The 18,613-nt window shown below is 48.6% G+C and carries 17 protein-coding genes and 1 pseudogene; 10 read left to right on the forward strand and 8 right to left on the reverse strand.

All coding sequences use genetic code 11. The annotated features are described in order from the left end of the window. Window positions 1-30 precede the first annotated feature (30 nt). Window positions 31-927, forward strand: a complete 897-nt coding sequence (locus ACKPVM_RS05410) for an SDR family oxidoreductase (protein ID WP_409307556.1) — start codon at window positions 31-33, stop codon at window positions 925-927. A 129-nt stretch (window positions 928-1,056) separates the two neighbouring features. On the opposite strand, the gene cmoB is transcribed toward ACKPVM_RS05410, so the two are convergent. The 5 genes from cmoB to ACKPVM_RS05435 all read right to left on the reverse strand — a co-directional run bounded on the left by cmoB (window position 1,057) and on the right by ACKPVM_RS05435 (window position 5,574). Continuing rightward, the gene (cmoB, locus tag ACKPVM_RS05415; RefSeq protein ID WP_409307557.1) at window positions 1,057-2,028 is read right to left on the reverse strand and encodes a tRNA 5-methoxyuridine(34)/uridine 5-oxyacetic acid(34) synthase CmoB; all 972 of its coding nucleotides are present in this window, start codon (window positions 2,026-2,028) and stop codon (window positions 1,057-1,059) included. Continuing rightward, a complete protein-coding gene (cmoA, locus tag ACKPVM_RS05420; RefSeq protein WP_409307559.1) occupies window positions 2,025-2,768 on the reverse strand; it encodes a carboxy-S-adenosyl-L-methionine synthase CmoA in 744 nt (247 codons plus the stop codon). Before cmoA ends, cmoB begins: the two co-directional genes overlap by 4 nt. A 191-nt stretch (window positions 2,769-2,959) precedes the next feature. Beyond that, window positions 2,960-3,355: an MAPEG family protein gene (locus ACKPVM_RS05425; protein ID WP_409307560.1), complete on the reverse strand. Its 396-nt coding sequence runs from the start codon at window positions 3,353-3,355 to the stop codon at window positions 2,960-2,962. Window positions 3,356-3,485: 130 nt separating this feature from the next. After that, a complete protein-coding gene (locus tag ACKPVM_RS05430; protein WP_409307562.1) occupies window positions 3,486-4,301 on the reverse strand; it encodes a DUF72 domain-containing protein in 816 nt (271 codons plus the stop codon). Between the two features lie 55 nt (window positions 4,302-4,356). Next, window positions 4,357-5,574 (reverse strand): EAL and HDOD domain-containing protein, encoded by a 1,218-nt coding sequence (locus ACKPVM_RS05435; RefSeq protein ID WP_409307563.1) that lies wholly within the window; start codon window positions 5,572-5,574, stop codon window positions 4,357-4,359. Between the two features lie 793 nt (window positions 5,575-6,367). Between ACKPVM_RS05435 and aspS the strand changes: the two genes are divergently transcribed. The 6 genes from aspS (at window position 6,368) to ruvB (ending at window position 11,681) form a co-directional block, all read left to right on the forward strand. Continuing rightward, window positions 6,368-8,164, forward strand: coding sequence for an aspartate--tRNA ligase (gene aspS, locus ACKPVM_RS05440; RefSeq protein ID WP_409307565.1), 1,797 nt, complete (start codon window positions 6,368-6,370; stop codon window positions 8,162-8,164). Between the two features lies 1 nt (window position 8,165). Further along, a complete protein-coding gene (gene nudB, locus ACKPVM_RS05445; RefSeq protein ID WP_409307567.1) occupies window positions 8,166-8,609 on the forward strand; it encodes a dihydroneopterin triphosphate diphosphatase in 444 nt (147 codons plus the stop codon). Window positions 8,610-8,633: 24 nt separating this feature from the next. After that, window positions 8,634-9,377 carry a YebC/PmpR family DNA-binding transcriptional regulator gene (locus tag ACKPVM_RS05450; RefSeq protein ID WP_409307569.1) on the forward strand — a complete coding sequence of 248 codons (744 nt, stop codon included), beginning with the start codon at window positions 8,634-8,636 and terminating at the stop codon, window positions 9,375-9,377. A 63-nt stretch (window positions 9,378-9,440) separates the two neighbouring features. Further along, window positions 9,441-9,962: a crossover junction endodeoxyribonuclease RuvC gene (ruvC, locus tag ACKPVM_RS05455; RefSeq protein ID WP_409307571.1), complete on the forward strand. Its 522-nt coding sequence runs from the start codon at window positions 9,441-9,443 to the stop codon at window positions 9,960-9,962. Window positions 9,963-10,048: 86 nt separating this feature from the next. After that, a complete protein-coding gene (ruvA, locus tag ACKPVM_RS05460) occupies window positions 10,049-10,669 on the forward strand; it encodes a Holliday junction branch migration protein RuvA (RefSeq protein WP_409307573.1) in 621 nt (206 codons plus the stop codon). A 7-nt stretch (window positions 10,670-10,676) separates the two neighbouring features. Beyond that, window positions 10,677-11,681, forward strand: coding sequence for a Holliday junction branch migration DNA helicase RuvB (gene ruvB / locus ACKPVM_RS05465; RefSeq protein WP_409307575.1), 1,005 nt, complete (start codon window positions 10,677-10,679; stop codon window positions 11,679-11,681). A gap of 63 nt (window positions 11,682-11,744) precedes the next feature. Here ruvB and znuB read toward each other — a convergent pair whose 3' ends face one another. Further along, the gene (gene znuB / locus ACKPVM_RS05470) at window positions 11,745-12,530 is read right to left on the reverse strand and encodes a zinc ABC transporter permease subunit ZnuB (RefSeq protein ID WP_409307577.1); all 786 of its coding nucleotides are present in this window, start codon (window positions 12,528-12,530) and stop codon (window positions 11,745-11,747) included. Between the two features lie 82 nt (window positions 12,531-12,612). Beyond that, window positions 12,613-13,356, reverse strand: a pseudogene (gene znuC, locus ACKPVM_RS05475) (zinc ABC transporter ATP-binding protein ZnuC); the annotation flags it as partial. Window positions 13,357-13,432: 76 nt separating this feature from the next. Between znuC and znuA the strand changes: the two are divergent. The 3 genes from znuA to lpxM all read left to right on the forward strand — a co-directional run bounded on the left by znuA (window position 13,433) and on the right by lpxM (window position 16,904). Next, entirely contained in the window at window positions 13,433-14,455 is a 1,023-nt protein-coding gene (gene znuA / locus ACKPVM_RS05480) for a zinc ABC transporter substrate-binding protein ZnuA (protein ID WP_409307579.1), read from the forward strand. 12 nt (window positions 14,456-14,467) lie between these two features. After that, on the forward strand, window positions 14,468-15,793 hold the full coding sequence (gene mepM / locus ACKPVM_RS05485) for a murein DD-endopeptidase MepM (RefSeq protein ID WP_409307581.1): 1,326 nt from the start codon (window positions 14,468-14,470) through the stop codon (window positions 15,791-15,793). 139 nt (window positions 15,794-15,932) lie between these two features. After that, window positions 15,933-16,904 carry a lauroyl-Kdo(2)-lipid IV(A) myristoyltransferase gene (lpxM, locus tag ACKPVM_RS05490; RefSeq protein ID WP_409307583.1) on the forward strand — a complete coding sequence of 324 codons (972 nt, stop codon included), beginning with the start codon at window positions 15,933-15,935 and terminating at the stop codon, window positions 16,902-16,904. 125 nt (window positions 16,905-17,029) lie between these two features. Here lpxM and pyk read toward each other — a convergent pair whose 3' ends face one another. Beyond that, on the reverse strand, window positions 17,030-18,472 hold the full coding sequence (gene pyk, locus ACKPVM_RS05495; protein WP_409307585.1) for a pyruvate kinase: 1,443 nt from the start codon (window positions 18,470-18,472) through the stop codon (window positions 17,030-17,032). Window positions 18,473-18,613 lie beyond the last annotated feature (141 nt).

Raw genomic sequence — 18,613 nt, forward strand, 5'->3', positions numbered from 1 at the left:
TTGCAACTACAGAAACGACGAGGAACTGACATGTCCAACGACAAAATCTCTACTCCTGGAATTGATCAAGCTGGTCAATCGCGCCGCAAGCTGCTGTGTGCTGCGGCCTTAGCTACGCCAGCGGTCATGTTGATGGCCGCCGGGCAGACAGCCGTGGCTGCCGAACGGGCCAATGTCACTGGCGCGGGAGCATCGGCCAATGGCAAAGTCGCGATTGTCACCGGCTCTTCGCGCGGCATTGGCGCAGCAACGGCCAAGCGACTGGCGCTGGATGGTTACAGCATCACTGTCAACTACCTGCGCAATCAGGATCTGGCGCAAAAGAATGTTGTGGAGATTGAAAAAGCCGGCGGCAAAGCCATCAGCGTTCAGGCTGATGTCAGTGATCCGGCAGCCGTTCGCAGATTGTTTGACGCCACGCAAGAAGCCTTCGGCGGGGTGGATGTGGTAGTCAGCAATGCGGGTGTCATGCGGCTTTCGCCCTTTTCCAACATGACTGATGAGGATTTTGACCGCATGATGATGGTCAATTTCAAGGGGAGCTTCAATGTATTACGCTTGGCTGCACAGCGCGTGCGCGATGGCGGGCGCATCATCAGCTTGTCCTCCAGTATCACTCAGTTGCGCAGCCCCACGTATGGCCCGTACGCCGCCACCAAAGCTGCCCAAGAGTTGTTTGCAAACGTGCTAGCCAAAGAGTTGGCGGGCCGCCAAATTTCTGTCAATGCGATGGCACCAGGTTTGGTCAACACCACACTCTTCACCGATGGCAAAACACCCGAGCAAATTGCTGGTTTTGCCCAGCGCACGCCACACCAACGGATTGGTGAGCCGGAGGATATTGCCAACGTTATCTCTGCTCTGTGCAGCAGCGACGGTATGTGGATCAACGGGCAAACCGTTTTTGCCAATGGTGGGGTGGTTTGAAGCTAGGCGTACAAGCTAGCCTGGTAAGGCGGCATTAGCAACGTGGGCTTACTTTGGTCAGCCAGAAATCGACCTCGCCCGCCGATGGCGAGGCGGTTGAAACCGCCTTTCAGCTATTTTTCTTGTACGTTAAGGTTTATGGGCGATCAATACCGCGCGACGGGGAGCAGGATAACCCTCTACGGTTTTATCTGGGTCTGAAGAATCGAGAAAATCGGCCAGTGATTCGCTGACCATCCAGTCGGTACGACGTTGTTCCTGAACAGTGGTGGTGCAAACATCGACGACGCGAATGTCAGCAAATCCGCATTTCTCCAACCATTTAGTCAGTGCCGCAACGGAAGGGATAAAATAGACATTACGCATCTGTGCGTAGCGTTCTCCTGGCACCAGAACCTGATGCTCATCGCCTTCAATGACCAGCGTTTCCAATACCAACTCTCCCCCAGAGACCAACTGGTTTTTTAATTGCCACAAATGATCGAGTGGAGATCGACGATGGTATAACACGCCCATGGAAAATACGGTATCAAACGCTGCAAGCTCAGGTAATTGTTCGATACCTAGGGGTAAAACATGTGCCCGCTGATCGTCACCAAGTAGCTTACGAACGGCTTCGAATTGACACAAAAATAGCTGCATAGGGTCGATGCCGACCGCCATGTGAGCACCTTCGCCCACCATGCGCCATAAGTGGTAACCACTACCGCAACCCACATCAAGTATTAACCGATCTTTTAATGGACTGATGTGTGGCAGCACGCGCTCCCATTTCCAATCGGAGCGCCACTCGGTATTGATGTCTACGCCATACAGGGAAAATGGCCCTTTGCGCCAGGGCATCAGGTTACGCAGTAGCATTTCAATGCCTTCACGTTGCCCGATGGAAATATCGGGTTCCATCTGTGCGCTTACACTATGTATAAGATCCAGCGATGTTGGCGTCAGCGAAGGGAGATGTTCGAGAGTGTTAAACCACAGTTTGAATTTCCCATGGAGTGACTCCTGCTGCCAATGGCTCAACTGTGGCGGCAGCGTATTCAGCCAGTGGCTTAACGGACCTTTGGCAATCAGCTGATAAAAGTTACCGAAATCAATCATACTGGGTTCCCCGTTTTGACGGCCAGTAAAGAGCCAAAATTAAAACATTGGAACCAAACTTCACGATGTTCGAAACCGGCTTGCATCAGACGATCCTTGTGTATTTCTACAGAATCAGTCCGCATCACGTTTTCCAACATGCTCCGTTTTTGACTGATTTCCAATTCGCTATAGCCATTGGCGCGTTTGAAATCGAGATGCATGTTGAATAATAGCTCGTCAATTTCTGCATCGGAAAAGCTGAATTTCTCAGAAAGGACCAGGACGCCGCCGGGGTTAAGACCCTGATAGATGCGATTGAGCAATAATTGTCGATTATCCGGCTCTAAAAATTGCAGTGTGAAATTCAATACAACCATTGAAGCATTCTCTATTTCGATATTTAAAATATCGGATTCAATGATGTCTACCGGCGTATCTGAACGAAAAGCATCAATATGGTTACGACAACGTTTGATCATGGCCGGGGAATTATCCACCGCGATAATTTTGCAACCTGATGCACGAATATTGCGTCTTATTGACAGGGTAGCGGCACCCAAAGAGCAGCCCAGATCGTAAATCTGACTTTCAGGCTGAGCAAATCGTTCGGCAAGCATGCCAATCATTGAAATAATGTTGGAATAGCCTGGAACTGAGCGTTGAATCATGTCGGGAAAAACATCGGCAACACGTTCGTCAAAGGTCCAGTCGCCCAGATTCGCTATTGGGGCGGAAAAAAGCATATCGCGATTTGGCATGGCGGAGATAGAACTGCGCTAAATAATTGAAGGGCGATATTCTAGCAGAATGCGTCAAGAAAGCATGTGCTGATATGATGCGTAGCAACGTAAGGCAATTACCATTTACTGGTAATTGCATGCGGAGAAGGGCGTTGAAGCAAGCCGTTACTTTCCTAGAAACCAATGTTCCGTGCGGCGTTAGGCTTTGATTAGTAAAGTGTAAATACGAGTTCCCAGGGCAAATAGTAGAGGTTAAACAATGCCATTAGCACAAGCGATACATATGTTCCTGCCATGCCCGCCCGGCGCCAGCGAAACTCGCGATGGTGCAGGCCATAATAGTGCAATACACGCCCGACAATCAGCATCAGCCCGCAAACATGTACCATAACCATCATTGCGCCATTCATTTCCATCAGAACCAACAGAATGGCACCGATAGGAATGTATTCAACGGCATTACCATGTACGCGAATCGCCGTCTGGAGCTCGTAAAACCCCCCATCTCCGTAGGCAACACGGTATTGCATTCTGAGTTTTACTACATCAAGAGACAGCTTTATCAATAACAATGCGCCGAGCACTACGTAAAGCGCGCTTACCATTTTTAACTCCATAACCTGACCGAAAACGGCTGGCAGAATAATAGCTTCCCCCGGACGAACTGTCGCCTGCCAAGTCAATTATTTTTGTTTGAAATCTATTGGTAGGGCTAAGGAGGGCAAATAACACTCGTTAAAAAAGTGATGCCTGTTGCGGCCAATCCGGCATCGGTGGGAACGAGGGGAGCACGTCCGCCAACAACGGCCAAAGCTGTTGGGCCAGCAAGGGAGCATCACCAATATCTGGCGTATGAATAAATAAAAATGGCTGAGCGGAGGACCATTGCGGTAGCTTTTTCAACCAAGGCTGAAACCAGTGATGGTTTTCCTGCGTATTCTCACAGCCGATAAAACGAATAATAGGCTGTGTTGACGTGAGTACGGCGTGCACGGGCAATCGCGGCTTCTTGCGTTGTGCTTCCCGCATGGCGACGCTGTCGGGCATTGCGTGGTGGACGGGGCGACTATCAAGGATAACGCGATTCATTCCGCGCTGCTGCAATCCCTGGTTCAGATGGCGTTCTTCGTCTCCTTTGGCGAAAAATTGCGGGTGCCTGACTTCAACGCCGTAATTAAAGCCTTGTGGTAGCGCGTCAAGAAACTGCCATAATACGGGAAGTTGTGCGGGACTAAATGCAGCCGGTAGTTGAATCCAAAGTTGCCCAATGCGCTCGGTTAACGGCTCCAGACACTGATAGAAACTTTTAACTTCATTTTCACAGTGTTGCAAAGCAGCTTGATGACTGATCGCTGAAGGAAATTTAAAACAAAACCGGAAATTGTCATCTGTCATATCTCTCCATCGCATCACGATCTCGCGAGCGGGCAACGCGTAGAATGTGGTATTTCCTTCAACACAGTTAAAATAACGCGAATAATCAGCCAGATTATACAACCCTAATCGTCCCCAGGCGGCATGTTGCCACTGTGGTAAACCAACATAAAACATAATCATCCGTCTTTTTCAGGCATATCGGCCAGCGAGGCTGTTAACGGTAAAAGGGCTACAAAATGTCATCTGCCCAACGTGTCGCATCGATTATCATGCGGATAAAATCTGTTTCAGAGAGTTCCATATATAAGAGGTCGATTTCAAGCTTTTCCCAATGATGTTGTTCGTAATCGGAAATGAGCGTGAGGTAGGGGGCGAATTTACCCGTATTATGTACTAGCGTCTGGTTGATACTTTCGGGTAAGACAATCTGAGAAAGTAATAATGGCAATTGTGAATCCAGAACGGCGTCAAGCAGTGACAGCAATCCACATAAGAACGCTTCGGTTGTATCTTCATGACGAGTAAAATGTTCGTGCAACAACTCAAAAAAACGAGCCCGAATTAAACTCATTCGATAAAGTTCACTTGGTTTGTTTGCATTCCCGTTTGTGATGCTGACTAATGAAACGAAACGTTTTAGCTCTTTTTGTCCAAGAAGTATTGCCATGGTCCGAAAAGACATGGTGGATGAATTGATACCAAAACGGGTATGGTATTTAATATTGGTAATATAACGCATCAACTTATAATACAGCGAGAGATCGCCACAGATAAGCTCTTCAATCCGGTTATAGTCTATTTCCGGTTTGTTGACCTCCTTCAGCAATTTAATTGTCGTGCTGGTGTTATTTATCAACTTTTTTGATTTTATAATCTCAGGGACACTGAAAAAATAGCCTTGAAAAAGTGAAATGCCGATTCTCTTCCCTTGCTGATATTGCTCGTGTGTTTCGACTTTTTCCGCGAGGTAAGTCAGGTGCTTGTGAGAGAGGTTATTGATAAAATTTTCGATTTCCTCGAATGTCGACTGCATCAGGTCGAACTTGATGATATCGATATAAGGGAGGAATCGGTTCCACTGTGGTTCCATCATAAAGTCGTCAAGGGCAAATTTAAATCCCTTTCGCTTCATCGCCTTTATGGCATCGAATAGAAGGTCATCGGGGGTCGCGCTTTCCAGAACTTCAATCACCACTTTTTCTGGCGGTAATATTTCTGCATGACCATCAATGAGCATTTGATAAGGGAAATTGACGTAATAAAGTTGTTCCCCATCCAATTTGGCAAGCGAGTTTGTTAAAAACTGATCGGCAATGAGTTGTGCTGTAGCAAATTCAGCACTGACATCTGGAAATTTATTGGTGATATCGTTGCGAAAGAAAAGTTCATAGGCAACTGTCCTGAGATGCAGATTTAAAATGGGCTGGCGGGCAACAAATGAATACATGATGTGACTCCATGCAAAATATGTCTATACCCGTCATACTTCAAGTTGCTTGTGCGTTGGCTACGTTCAGTCACCCGAATCACTTACTCAAGTAAGCTCATCGGGATTAAATGAGAGACATCCTGTCTCTCACCAGAGGCCAGCCAAAGGCTGGTCAAATTCGTTCCCGACGAATTTGTCCTTCGCTTGCCGCCTTCACGCAACTCGAATTATTTAGGGTATACATCAGCTAATAATTTTGTTTTATCCCCGTGATACTTCGAGTTGCATGTGAGTTGGTCTCGCCCTAAAGGCGCTAAGCATCGCGTTGTTTAAAGCGATAACGTTTTGTCACGCAACTCGAATTATTTGGGGTATAAGTATGATTTTAGCAGGTTCCATTCAAAGCGTTATCGCGGTGTTCCGCAAATTTACCCGCTCTTTTTAACATGCGTCCAGACAGGCCATCACTTCGCATAATCTCTTCATTTTTCCCTCAGTGGCACGACGGTATGGTGTGGCGTGTAGAGAAAAAACTGACGGATAACCTTGCTATTCTGGTAACAAATTTACGCCATATTGATGATCATTTCATTAACCAATAAAGAAATTTATCAAAAAGAGTGTGCAGGTGTGCGGTAGCGCGTTACCTTCATACTTATCGTGCGGGCTAATTTCCTTTATAATGCTCGCCTTTTTTCATCGGACACTAATCCAGAAAAACTATGTCGTTTAGCAACAATCTCACTGTTTTTTCGGGTGTTGATCACAGTGAAAAGGTGTGGGCTGTGCGGCTGAGTAAAAGGACATCGTAATGCGTACTATATATTGCGGGCAGTTGAATTCGTCCCATGTGGGCCAGGAAGTGACATTGTGCGGTTGGGTTAACCGCCGCCGCGATCTGGGTGGTTTGATTTTTATTGATATGCGCGACCGAGAAGGGCTGGTTCAGGTGTTCTTTGACCCGGACCGTCAGGACGCGTTTAAACAGGCATCCGAGTTACGCAACGAATTTTGCATTCAGCTTACGGGTGTGGTTCGTGCCCGTCCTGACAGCCAAATCAACAAAGAAATGGCAACAGGTGAAATTGAAGTATTTGCCAGTGGGTTGAACATTATTAATCGATCCGAACCTTTGCCGCTGGATGCTAATCAGACGAATACTGAAGAAGCTCGTCTGAAATACCGTTATCTGGATTTGCGTCGTCCTGAAATGGCGCAGCGTTTGAAAACTCGCGCCCGGATCACCAGTTTTGTTCGCCGCTTTATGGATGAGCACGGTTTTCTGGATATAGAAACGCCGATGCTGACGAAAGCGACGCCGGAAGGGGCGCGAGACTATCTGGTGCCGAGCCGCGTGCACAAAGGCAAATTCTATGCGTTGCCGCAATCACCGCAGCTATTCAAACAGTTGCTCATGATGTCCGGTTTTGATCGCTACTACCAAATTGTTAAATGCTTCCGCGATGAAGATTTACGCGCCGATCGCCAGCCTGAGTTTACTCAGATCGATGTGGAAACCTCGTTTCTGACTGCACCACAAGTGCGTGAAGTGATGGAAAAACTGGTTCGTGCGCTGTGGTTAGATCAGAAGGGCGTCGATCTGGGGGATTTTCCCGTAATGACTTTCGCTGAAGCGATGCGTCGCTTCGGTTCTGATAAACCAGATTTGCGTAATCCACTTGAGCTGGTGGATGTAGCCGATTTGGTTAAAGACGTTGAGTTCAAAGTTTTTTCTGGCCCAGCCAATGATAACAAGGGGCGTGTTGCGGTTATCCGAGTGCCGGGTGGCGCACAACTGAGTCGCAAACAAATAGATGAGTACGGCAAATTTGTTGAGATTTATGGCGCTAAAGGGTTGGCTTATATCAAGGTCAATGAGCGAGCCAAAGGTCTGGACGGTGTGCAAAGTCCGGTAGCGAAATTCCTGAATGAAGAAGTGCTGACTGCGCTGCTGGAGCGTACCGCTGCTGCGGATGGCGATATTCTGTTTTTTGGCGCAGATAGTGCAAAAGTGGTGACCGATGCTCTGGGGGCCCTGCGTCTTAAGTTGGGACGCGATTTGAGCCTGACGAACGACGGTAGCTGGGAACCGCTGTGGGTGATTGACTTCCCCATGTTTGAAGAGGATGAGGAAGGCGGTTTGGCGGCGATGCACCATCCGTTTACATCACCACGAGATATGCTGCCGACCGAATTAGCGGCTAATCCGATTTCAGCGATCGCCAATGCGTACGATATGGTTATCAATGGCTATGAAGTCGGTGGCGGTTCCGTTCGTATTCATAATAGCGATATGCAACAAACGGTGTTTGGTATTTTGGGTATCAACGAACGTGAACAACGCGAAAAATTCGGCTTCCTGCTCGATGCGCTGAAATATGGTACACCGCCGCATGCCGGTCTGGCATTTGGTTTGGATCGCCTGGTGATGTTGTTGACCGGAACGGATAATATCCGCGATGTGATTGCTTTCCCGAAAACCACGGCGGCGGCTTGCCTGATGACGGAAGCGCCTAGCTTTGCTAACCCGACGGCGCTGGATGAATTATCGATTGCTGTCGTTGGTAAGGGAAAGATTGCTCAGGATAGTCAATCAGAGGAAGAATAATATGGCATATAAGCGACCCGTCTCGATTCTGGTGGTGATTTATGCCCGAGATACCGGGCGGGTGCTGATGCTGCAACGTCGTGATGACCCCGAATTCTGGCAGTCGGTGACTGGCAGTATAGAGGAGGGGGAAAGCGCGTCGTTTGCTGCACAGCGTGAGGTTAAAGAAGAAGTTAATATTGATATATCCGCCGAGGCGTTATCACTCTTTGACTGTCAACGCTGTATTGAGTTTGAGCTGTTTGCTCATTTAAGACGTCGCTATGCGCCGGGGGTCACGCACAATACGGAACATTGGTTCTGTCTGGCGTTACCCGAAGAACGTGAGGTGGTGATATCTGAACACCTCGCGTACCAATGGTTGGATGCGCCCCTTGCGGCGCAGTTGACCAAGTCATGGAGCAACCGGCAGGCGATTGAGGAATTTGTTATTTATCCGGCCTAATGCAGGCTTTTTTCGGAGATTTTTATGGCAGGTCATAGTAAGTGGGCCAATACCAAGCATCGTAAAGCAGCACAAGACGCCAAGCGCGGTAAGATTTTTACTAAAATCATCCGTGAACTGGTCACCGCCGCCAGATTGGGTGGGGGTGATCCGGGGTCGAATCCGCGTCTGCGTGCTGCGATTGATAAAGCACTGTCCAATAACATGACGCGCGATACCCTGAACCGAGCCATTGCACGTGGTGTTGGGGGCGACGACGATGCCAACATGGAAACCATCATTTATGAAGGTTATGGCCCTGGCGGTACAGCCGTTATGGTGGAGTGTCTGAGTGACAATCGTAATCGTACGGTTTCCGAAGTTCGTCATGCGTTTACTAAAACGGGCGGTAATCTGGGGACTGATGGTTCCGTTTCGTATCTTTTCACCAAAAAAGGCGTTATCTCCTATGCGCCAGGTTTAGATGAAGACACGGTAATGGATGCGGCGTTAGAAGCGGGTGCCGATGATGTCGTGACTTATGATGACGGGGCAATTGATGTCTTCACACCGTGGGAAACGTTCGGTGATGTGAAGGATGCGTTGGATGCCGCGGGTTTGGTCGCTGAATCTGCGGAGGTTTCCATGGTTCCTTCGACGAAAGCGGATATGGACGCAGAAACTGCGCCTAAACTGATGCGCCTTATCGACATGTTGGAAGACTGCGATGATGTGCAGGAGGTTTATCATAACGGTGAAATTTCCGATGAGGTGGCCGAATTGCTGTAATGGCAGTTTATCCATGCGGAAGGAACAACGTTTTACTGATAAACGAACCGGTGGAGCGGTGCGATGACAATTATTCTGGGCATCGACCCCGGTTCGCGCGTAACCGGTTATGGTGTTATTCATCAGCAAGGTCGGCGGCTGACCTATCTTGGTAGCGGCTGTATCCGAACGGTGGTGGATGATATGCCGACCCGTTTGAAATTGATTTATGCCGGCGTGAGTGAAATCATCACGCAGTTCAGACCGAACTGTCTGGCTATTGAACAAGTTTTCATGGCGAAAAACCCGGATTCAGCGTTAAAGCTTGGACAAGCTCGAGGGGCTGCGATTGTTGCTGCCGTCAATCAGGATCTACCCGTGTCGGAATATGCGGCTCGTCTGGTGAAACAAACGGTGGTAGGAACCGGTGCTGCTGATAAGAAGCAGGTGCAGCACATGGTGCGCTCGCTGTTGAAATTATCCGCGAGTCCACAGGCTGATGCCGCCGATGCGTTGGCTATTGCTATCACGCACTGCCATTTCAACCAGAATCTGCTACATCATGCGACTGGGAAAATGAGTCCATTACCGGGGCGGTTACGTTGAAATGTGAGGCTGGATATTCATCCAGCCTTTTTTATGCTATAAATTATCCCCTATTCTTTGCTGATGAACGTAAAAGGAAGATCAACGTGATAGGTCGTCTCAGGGGCATTATTCTGGAAAAACAACCGCCACAGGTGCTGATTGAGGTAAACGGCGTTGGCTATGAAGTCCACATGCCGATGACTTGTTTTTATGAACTCCCTGATTTAGCACAGGAAACGGTGATTTTCACCCACTTCGTTGTCCGTGAGGATGCGCAACTGCTGTTTGGCTTTAATGATAAACAGGAACGTGCGCTGTTTCGTGAATTAATCAAGGTTAATGGTGTTGGGCCAAAGTTAGCATTGGCGATCCTTTCCGGTATGTCTGCTGCACAGTTTGTTAGCGCGGTGGAGCGAGAAGAAATTAGCGCTTTAGTAAAATTACCTGGCGTAGGCAAGAAAACGGCTGAGCGTCTGGTTGTTGAAATGAAAGACCGCTTCAAAGGGCTCAGTGGCGATCTGTTCAATCCAATTAGCGATGTTCCGCTGACTTCTTCACCTTCTTCCACTGATAATAATGCTTCCGATCCCGAGGCTGAAGCCGCTTCGGCTTTAGTCGCTCTGGGCTACAAACCTCAGGAAGCGAGCCGGTTGGTCGCGAAGGTGTTACGGCCTGATTCAGACTGCGAAACGCTAATCAGAGACGCTCTACGCGCTGCACTGTGAGGTATTCATGATTGAAGCTGACCGTTTGATCTCTGCTCAAGCGATCCCTGAAGAGGAATTCATTGATCGCGCTATCCGTCCTAAGTTGTTGTCGGAATATGTGGGTCAACCTCAGGTTTGTGAACAGATGGAAATTTTCATCGAGGCGGCTCGTAAGCGAGGCGACGCGCTGGATCATTTGTTGATTTTTGGTCCTCCGGGTTTGGGGAAGACGACATTAGCGAATATCGTGGCCAATGAAATGGGCGTGAATCTGCGTACAACTTCCGGTCCGGTATTAGAAAAAGCGGGGGATTTGGCTGCATTGCTGACGAACCTTGAACCACATGATGTGTTGTTTATTGATGAAATTCACCGCTTGTCGCCAGTAGTGGAGGAAATCTTATACCCAGCGATGGAAGATTATCAGTTGGATATTATGATCGGTGAGGGGCCTGCTGCGCGGTCGATCAAGCTGGATTTGCCACCGTTTACATTGATTGGGGCGACGACACGAGCGGGGTCGTTGACTTCCCCATTACGCGATCGGTTTGGCATCGTGCAACGCCTTGAATTTTATAAGGTTGAGGATTTACAGCATATTGTGGGGCGTAGTGCGCAATGTCTGGGATTGGATTTGACGGATGACGGCGCGTTGGAAGTTGCCCGTCGTTCACGTGGTACGCCGCGTATCGCCAACCGGTTGCTGCGCCGGGTGCGGGATTTTTCCGAAGTAAAATCCGAGGGGGCGATTACCTCGTCTGTCGCAACACTCGCGCTGGATATGCTGGCGGTGGACACGGAGGGATTTGACTATATGGATCGGAAATTACTACTGGCAATTATTGAGAAGTTCACCGGAGGGCCAGTCGGATTGGATAACCTCGCCGCTGCGATAGGTGAAGAACGAGAAACTATCGAAGATGTGCTGGAGCCCTTCTTGATTCAGCAGGGCTTCATTCAACGAACACCGCGTGGCCGACTTGCCACGCAGCATGCATACCGTCATTTTGGCCTGACGCGCGAGGAGTAATAGTGTTTCGTGCCAGAGAGAATTATCTCAACGATCTCTCTCACTACTGTCCATCTGCGTGGATCAGGCCGGTTGTTTCTTTATTAAACTAGTAATAAATAGCAACGACGCGCATAGGACCACCGATGGACCGGCTGGCGTGTTATAACCAGCGGAAAACGCCAGACCTCCCGTAATTGCGATCATTCCGACAGCCACTGCTATCCCGGCCATTTGTTCGGGTGTTTTAGCAAAACGACGTGCGCTGGCAGCGGGGATAATCAATAGCGAGGTAATGATCAGTGCGCCGACAAATTTCATCGCGATACCAATTGTCAGTGCCGTGACTAACATCAAAATGAGTTTAGTTCGCTGAAGTTTGACACCATCAACATGGGCCAGTTCAGGGCTGATGGTCATGGAAAGCAAGGCTTGCCATTGCCACATCATCACGGCGACGACCACCACGACACCGCAAGCGATGATCCAAAGGTCATCAGCGGTGACCGAAAGTAAATCGCCAAACAGGTAAGCCATCAGGTCAACGCGGACATTATCCATCAGACTGACAACCACCAGCCCCAGTGACAACGCACTATGCGCCATAATCCCTAACAAGGTATCAATTGCCAGATAAGGGCGACGTTCTAACCAGACCAGACCTAATGCAAGTGCCAGCGTCACGGCGATAACAGCATAAAAAAGATGGATATCCAGCAATAGCCCAAAAGCGACGCCAAGTAATGAGGCGTGTGCCAGCGTATCACCGAAATATGACATTCTCCGCCAAACAACGAATGACCCCAAAGGACCTGCGGCAATAGCCAGTAACATGCCCGCTAACCAGCCGGGAAAAAGAAGCTCAATCATGGGTAGCGCCTCCTGGCTTTTTTATGGTGGGTATTTTGTCCGTGACCCGATGGGCTGCCGCAAGTGATGTTGAAAATGGCTCCCCGAGATTTTTTAGAATAACCTTCCCCTGCAAATCATGACGATGATTATGATGGTGGCGATAAACCGCCAGTTGTTCTGCACCATGATGACCAAACATGGCCAGGAACTCCGGGTGTGATGAAACGATTTCCGGTGCACCGGAACAACAGATATGTTGGTTAAGACAGAGCACTTCATCCGTTTTTGCCATGACCAGATGGAGGTCGTGCGAAACCATCAAAACGGCACAATTGAATTCTTTGCGTAGTTGATTGATTAAATCGTAAAGGGCTAGTTGTCCGTTGACGTCAACACCCTGTGTCGGTTCATCCAATACCAACAGTTGAGGTTGATTCAACAACGCTCGGGCAAGCAGTACGCGTTGCGTTTCACCGCCAGACAGTTTCTGCATCGGTTGCTCCAGCAGATGGGCGGCCTGAACGCGTTTAAGCGCAGGGAGGATATCCTGCTGTTTTACCCCTGGGCGTAAACGCATAAAACGACTGACGGTTAACGGTAATGTGGCATCAAGATGTAACTTCTGTGGAACGTAGCCCACTCTCAATCCTTGAGTCTGATGCAGTGTCCCGGACGTTGGGGCTAATAATCCCAACACAACGCGGACTAATGTTGATTTCCCTGCGCCGTTTGGCCCCAAAAGTGTAAGGATTTTTCCTGCCTGTAATGACAGGGAAACCTCTGACAGCACCTTTCTTCTGCCAAATGTCACGGAAATATTATTGAGTGATACCAAAGTGGACATATAATTCGGTTTGCATGGTTCCTGTGGTGTTATAACATAACAAACAACACGTTAAAAATCGATGAGATAGCCTTCAATGCAAATGCGTATTCAGCAAAATAAATGGTTAAAAAGTGTGTTTGTCGCCAGCGCGTTGGTCATGGCAGGGAGCGCATTCAATGCGGTTTCCGCTGCTGTAGTGACATCAATTCGTCCGTTGGGGTTCATTGCTTCAGCAATAGCGGATGGGGTGACCCAAACAGAAATCTTATTACCCGATGGCGCGTCGCCCCACGATTATGCCTTGCGGCCATCTGATGTCCAGCGATTACAGTCCGCTGAGCTGGTTATTTGGGTGGGGCCGGAGTTAGAAGCTTTTCTGGGAAAGCCGATTTCGCAAATTCAAGCGGGAAAACAACTCGCTTTAGCTGAGCTACCAGGCGTAAAGGCGGAATTAGTCAAAGAATCTGGTCATGAACATGAACATGAACATGAACATGAACATGAACATGAACATGAGGCTAATGCTCACACTGAACATCACCACGAAACCGATAGTTCCGAACATGAAGACGAGGATGATGGGCATCATCACGGCGAGTTCAATATGCACATTTGGCTCTCGCCTGAGATGTCAAAACAGGCGGCAATCGCAATTCATGCAAAATTATTGGAACTTATGCCTCAAAATAAAGACAAACTAGACGCGAATCTGCTTTATTTCACGGATAAAATCGCGCAGACAGACAAAAAAGTTGCTAAGATGCTAGCGCCTGTGCAGGGGAAGGGATATTTCGTGTTTCATGATGCCTATGGCTACTTTGAGAAACACTATGGTCTAAGCCCGTTGGGGCATTTTACGATTAATCCCGCGATTCAACCTGGTGCGCAGCGCTTACATCAAATTCGAACACAGTTGGTTGAGCATAAAGCCGTGTGTGTTTTTGCTGAACCACAATTCAGGCCAGCCGTTATTAATGCTGTTGCCAAGGGAACGGACGTGCGCTCGGGCGTGTTGGATCCATTGGGAAGCACCATCAAACTGGGTAAAGACAGCTATGCCGATTTTCTGTTGCTACTGTCGAACCAGTATCTGAGCTGCCTGGAGGAAAAATCATGAGGATACGAATAAGTGCAGCAGATAGTTCGAACTATCGCTCTGGCGTATAACAGCTTACCAAGACCCCATCGCGTTATGCTGGGGTCGCTTACCGTTGTGACATTGGCTGTTGCTGTTTGGCGGCCTTTTGTTTATCCCCCCGTAAATGACGCACCTGTCGTCGTAAAAGACATCGCATTAGACGACGCTAATTCACTGCGTACATTGGCGCCAGAAGCCAGTGAACCGATCGACCAACCTGCACCGGATGATGAAATTCCACAGGATGAATTGGATGAAAAAGTCTCTGATGAAGGTGGCGAACATGAATACGTGGTGTCAACGGGGGATACGCTGAGTAGTATTCTTACTCAGTATGGTATTGATATCGCTGACATTACACGGCTTGCAGAGCAAAACAAGGATTTGCGCAATCTCAAAATTGGGCAGCAAATTTCTTGGGAATTGAACGAGAATGGCGAATTGCAGCGTTTGACATGGCTGATGTCTCGTCGTGAAACGCGGATTTATGAGCGCATTGGCTCCGATTTCAAAGAAAAAATCGAAATGCTGAAAGGGGAGTGGCGCAATACCGTTTTGAACGGGCGTCTGAATGGAAGTTTTGTCAGCAGCGCGAAAAATGCAGGTTTGACCAATAGCGAAGTCAGCGCAGTCATTAAAGCACTGCAATGGCAATTGGATTTTAGAAAATTGCGCAAAGATGACACCTTCTCTGTGCTCATGTCTCGAGAGATTCTGGATGGCAAAAGTGAGCAGAGTGAATTATTGGGTGTGCGTCTGAATACGGGTGGAAAGGATTATTATGCTATTCGTGCCGAGGATGGCAAATTCTACGATCGCGAAGGTTCAGGTTTAACGCGTGGATTTATGCGTTTCCCTACCATGAAACAATTCCGTATTTCTTCCAGCTTCAACCCGCGTCGCCTCAATCCTGTTACTGGCCGTATTGCGCCGCATAAAGGCGTTGATTTTGCGATGCCAGTCGGTTCGCCAGTGTTGGCGGTGGGGGACGGTGAAGTGGTGATAGCCAAGCGTAGTGGTGCCGCGGGCAACTATGTCGCCATTCGTCATGGGCGTCAGTACTCTACGCGTTATATGCACTTGAATCGCATATTGGTGAAACCGGGGCAAAAAGTAAAACGTGGCGATCGTATTGCGCTGTCAGGCAATACGGGGCGCTCTACCGGGCCGCATTTGCACTATGAGTTCTGGATCAACCAGCAAGCAGTTAATCCATTGACGGCGAAATTACCGCGCTCCGAAGGGCTGACGGGGAAAGAACGTCGTGATTACCTGGCACAGGTAAAAGATGTTGTTCCACAGCTTGCGTTTGATTAGTTTTATGTGATGTATTTTTTGCCGGCAGCTTGCTGCCGGCGTTTTCATTTATAGGTTCCTGTGTTTTTATGGCGGTGAAAATTGTAAGGCTGCCGATGGCAATCATTACTACCTTGTGATTTATTTGAAGAGTTTATGCATGGAAAACGAGAAAAAAACGAGCGCTGAGTTTGTTCCTCAGTTCCAACGAGCTTTTTATCACCCGCGTTATTGGGGCGTTTGGTTTGGTGTTGGTGCGATGGCCGCTGCGGCCTATGTGCCTGCTCGTTTAAGAAACCCGATCTTGGGTGGGCTGGGACGGTTTGTGGGGCGGTTGTCAAAAGGTGCTCGCCGTCGGGCCAAAATTAATCTGCTGTACTGCATGCCTGAACTGACCGAAGAACAGCGTGAAACCGTCATTGATAATATGTTTGCGACAGCACCGCAGTCGATGATCATGATGGTAGAAGTGGGGATACGGGATCCTAAAAATATCGAAAAATATGTTCGCTGGCATGGTGAAGATATTCTGAACAGATTGAAAGAGCAGCAGCGCAATGTGATCTTTCTTGTCCCCCATGGTTGGGGTGTTGATATTCCCGCGATGCTATTAACCTCTCGTGGACAGCGCATGGCGGCAATGTTTCATAATCAGAAGAATGCCCTAATCGACTACTGGTGGAACCGGCTGCGTCGTCGCTTTGGTGGACGAATTCATGCGCGTAACGATGGTATCAAACCGTTTATTAGCTCTGTGCGTAGTGGATGTTGGGGATATTACTTGCCCGATCAGGATCATGGCCCGGAACATAGCGAATTTGTTGATTTTTTTGCCACTTATAAAGCAACATTGCCTGCCGTAGGGCGTCTGATGAAGGTTTGTCGGGCTGATATTGTTCCGCTGTTCCCGGTCTATAACGCTGAGGAGTGCTGCCTTGATGTTTATATCCGTCCACCTATGGATGATTTGGTAGACGCTAATGATGAGCAGATAGCCCGTCGTATGAATGAAGAAGTAGAGATTCTGGTAAGGCCGAATCCAGAACAGTATACGTGGATATTGAAACTGCTGAAAACTCGTAAACCGGGTGAGATAGAGCCATATCGCCGCGATGATTTGTACCGGGATTAACGTCGTACGATAGGTGGTGCAGGTAGCTTATTTGCACGATTTACCATAAAAAAACCGGCCGATACTTAAATCGCCCGGTTTTTTTATTAACGTCAATACGTCTTTTGAACGAACGGGTGACGCCGTTATTCTACTCGCAGAATACGAATCGTGTTGGTGGTGCCAACGGTTCCCATCACGTCGCCTTGTGTCACGATCACCAGATCGCCAGAGACCAGGAACCCTTTATCTCGCAGAAGAATCACCGCATCATTTGCTGCCGCCACACCGTCGGTGTAGCTATCGAAATGTACCGGAGTAACACCGCGATACAGGGCAGCCAAATTCAACGTATGTTCATGGCGTGACATCGCGAAAATAGGTAAACCGGAGCTGATACGCGACATCATTAGCGCAGTACGCCCAGATTCGGTCATAGCGATCAGCGCGGTAACCCCTTTCAGGTGGTTAGCGGCATACATGGAAGACATCGCAATGGACTCTTCCGTGTTGTCAAACTGCACATCAAGGCGATGTTTGGAAACATTGATACTCGGGATTTTTTCCGCACCAAGACACACTTTGGCCATGGCTGATACGGTTTCTGCCGGATATTGTCCTGCCGCTGTTTCCGCCGACAGCATGACGGCATCGGTGCCGTCAAGCACGGCATTGGCTACGTCCATCACCTCGGCGCGCGTAGGCATCGGATTGGTGATCATGGACTCCATCATTTGCGTGGCGGTAATGACCGCACGGTTTAGCTGCCGGGCACGGCGAATCAATTTCTTCTGGATACCTACCAGCTCAGGATCGCCAATTTCAACCCCTAAGTCGCCACGTGCGACCATCACGACATCGGAAGCCAGAATGATGTCATCCATCGCTTCGTCAGAGCACACGGCTTCCGCACGTTCCACTTTGGATACAATTTTGGCATGGCAACCAGCGTCGCGAGCCAGGCGGCGAGCATAGTTCAAATCTTCGCCTGTACGAGGGAAAGAGACGGCCAGATAATCAACGCCGATTTTTGCTGCCGTGATGATGTCGGCTTTGTCTTTTTCTGTCAGTGCTTCGGCAGAAAGGCCTCCGCCAAGTTTATTAATCCCTTTGTTATTTGACAAAGGACCACCCACGGTGACTTCGGTATAGACTTTCATGCCTTCAACCTGAAGGACTTTTAGCTGTACTCGGCCATCATCCAGCAACAGGATATCGCCGGGAACCACATCGGCCGGCAGTCCTTTATAGTCAATGCCAACCTTTTCTTTATCGCCTTCACCTTTGGCCATATTGGCGTCTAACAGGAACTTATCGCCAACATTGAGAAAAATTTTACCTTCTTTGAAGGTGGAAACGCGAATCTTCGGCCCCTGTAAATCGCCAAGAATGGCAACATGGCGGCCTAATCTGGCCGCAATTTCACGAACTTTGTTAGCCCGTAGTAGGTGGTCTTCTGCTGTGCCGTGAGAAAAGTTCATGCGTACTACGTTAGCGCCTGCGTTAATAATCTTTTCAAGGTTATTATCGCGGTCAGTAGCTGGCCCCAAGGTGGTGACAATTTTGGTTCTTCTGAGCCGTCTGGACATGTATAACTCCGTTGACTTGTGAAGCAGTAGTGTTGTGATTAATGTCGGGTAGCAGTGCAAAGTGTAACTTTACAACGAAATTATTTCATCTTTCATTTAAGTCACCCGAATTCCGTGTTGAGTCTGATTTATTGTTATTGT

Origin of the sequence: Pectobacterium hainanensis, assembly GCF_046237015.1 — a bacterium.
Taxonomy (GTDB): Bacteria; Pseudomonadota; Gammaproteobacteria; order Enterobacterales; family Enterobacteriaceae; genus JBJYIN01.

Excerpts from the sequence above, each read along its gene's own strand:
- ACKPVM_RS05450 (WP_409307569.1), top strand. The coding sequence starts at position 8,634 with ATGGCAGGTCATAGTAAGTGGGCCAATACCAAGCATCGTAAAGCAGCA.
- aspS (WP_409307565.1), top strand. The coding sequence starts at position 6,368 with ATGCGTACTATATATTGCGGGCAGTTGAATTCGTCCCATGTGGGCCAG.
- cmoB (WP_409307557.1), bottom strand. The coding sequence starts at position 2,028 with ATGATTGATTTCGGTAACTTTTATCAGCTGATTGCCAAAGGTCCGTTA.
- pyk (WP_409307585.1), bottom strand. The coding sequence starts at position 18,472 with ATGTCCAGACGGCTCAGAAGAACCAAAATTGTCACCACCTTGGGGCCA.
- ruvC (WP_409307571.1), top strand. The coding sequence starts at position 9,441 with ATGACAATTATTCTGGGCATCGACCCCGGTTCGCGCGTAACCGGTTAT.
- ACKPVM_RS05435 (WP_409307563.1), bottom strand. The coding sequence starts at position 5,574 with ATGTATTCATTTGTTGCCCGCCAGCCCATTTTAAATCTGCATCTCAGG.
- ruvB (WP_409307575.1), top strand. The coding sequence starts at position 10,677 with ATGATTGAAGCTGACCGTTTGATCTCTGCTCAAGCGATCCCTGAAGAG.
- ACKPVM_RS05410 (WP_409307556.1), top strand. The coding sequence starts at position 31 with ATGTCCAACGACAAAATCTCTACTCCTGGAATTGATCAAGCTGGTCAA.
- ACKPVM_RS05430 (WP_409307562.1), bottom strand. The coding sequence starts at position 4,301 with ATGTTTTATGTTGGTTTACCACAGTGGCAACATGCCGCCTGGGGACGA.
- cmoA (WP_409307559.1), bottom strand. The coding sequence starts at position 2,768 with ATGCCAAATCGCGATATGCTTTTTTCCGCCCCAATAGCGAATCTGGGC.
- znuB (WP_409307577.1), bottom strand. The coding sequence starts at position 12,530 with ATGATTGAGCTTCTTTTTCCCGGCTGGTTAGCGGGCATGTTACTGGCT.
- lpxM (WP_409307583.1), top strand. The coding sequence starts at position 15,933 with ATGGAAAACGAGAAAAAAACGAGCGCTGAGTTTGTTCCTCAGTTCCAA.
- znuA (WP_409307579.1), top strand. The coding sequence starts at position 13,433 with ATGCAAATGCGTATTCAGCAAAATAAATGGTTAAAAAGTGTGTTTGTC.
- nudB (WP_409307567.1), top strand. The coding sequence starts at position 8,166 with ATGGCATATAAGCGACCCGTCTCGATTCTGGTGGTGATTTATGCCCGA.
- ACKPVM_RS05425 (WP_409307560.1), bottom strand. The coding sequence starts at position 3,355 with ATGGTAAGCGCGCTTTACGTAGTGCTCGGCGCATTGTTATTGATAAAG.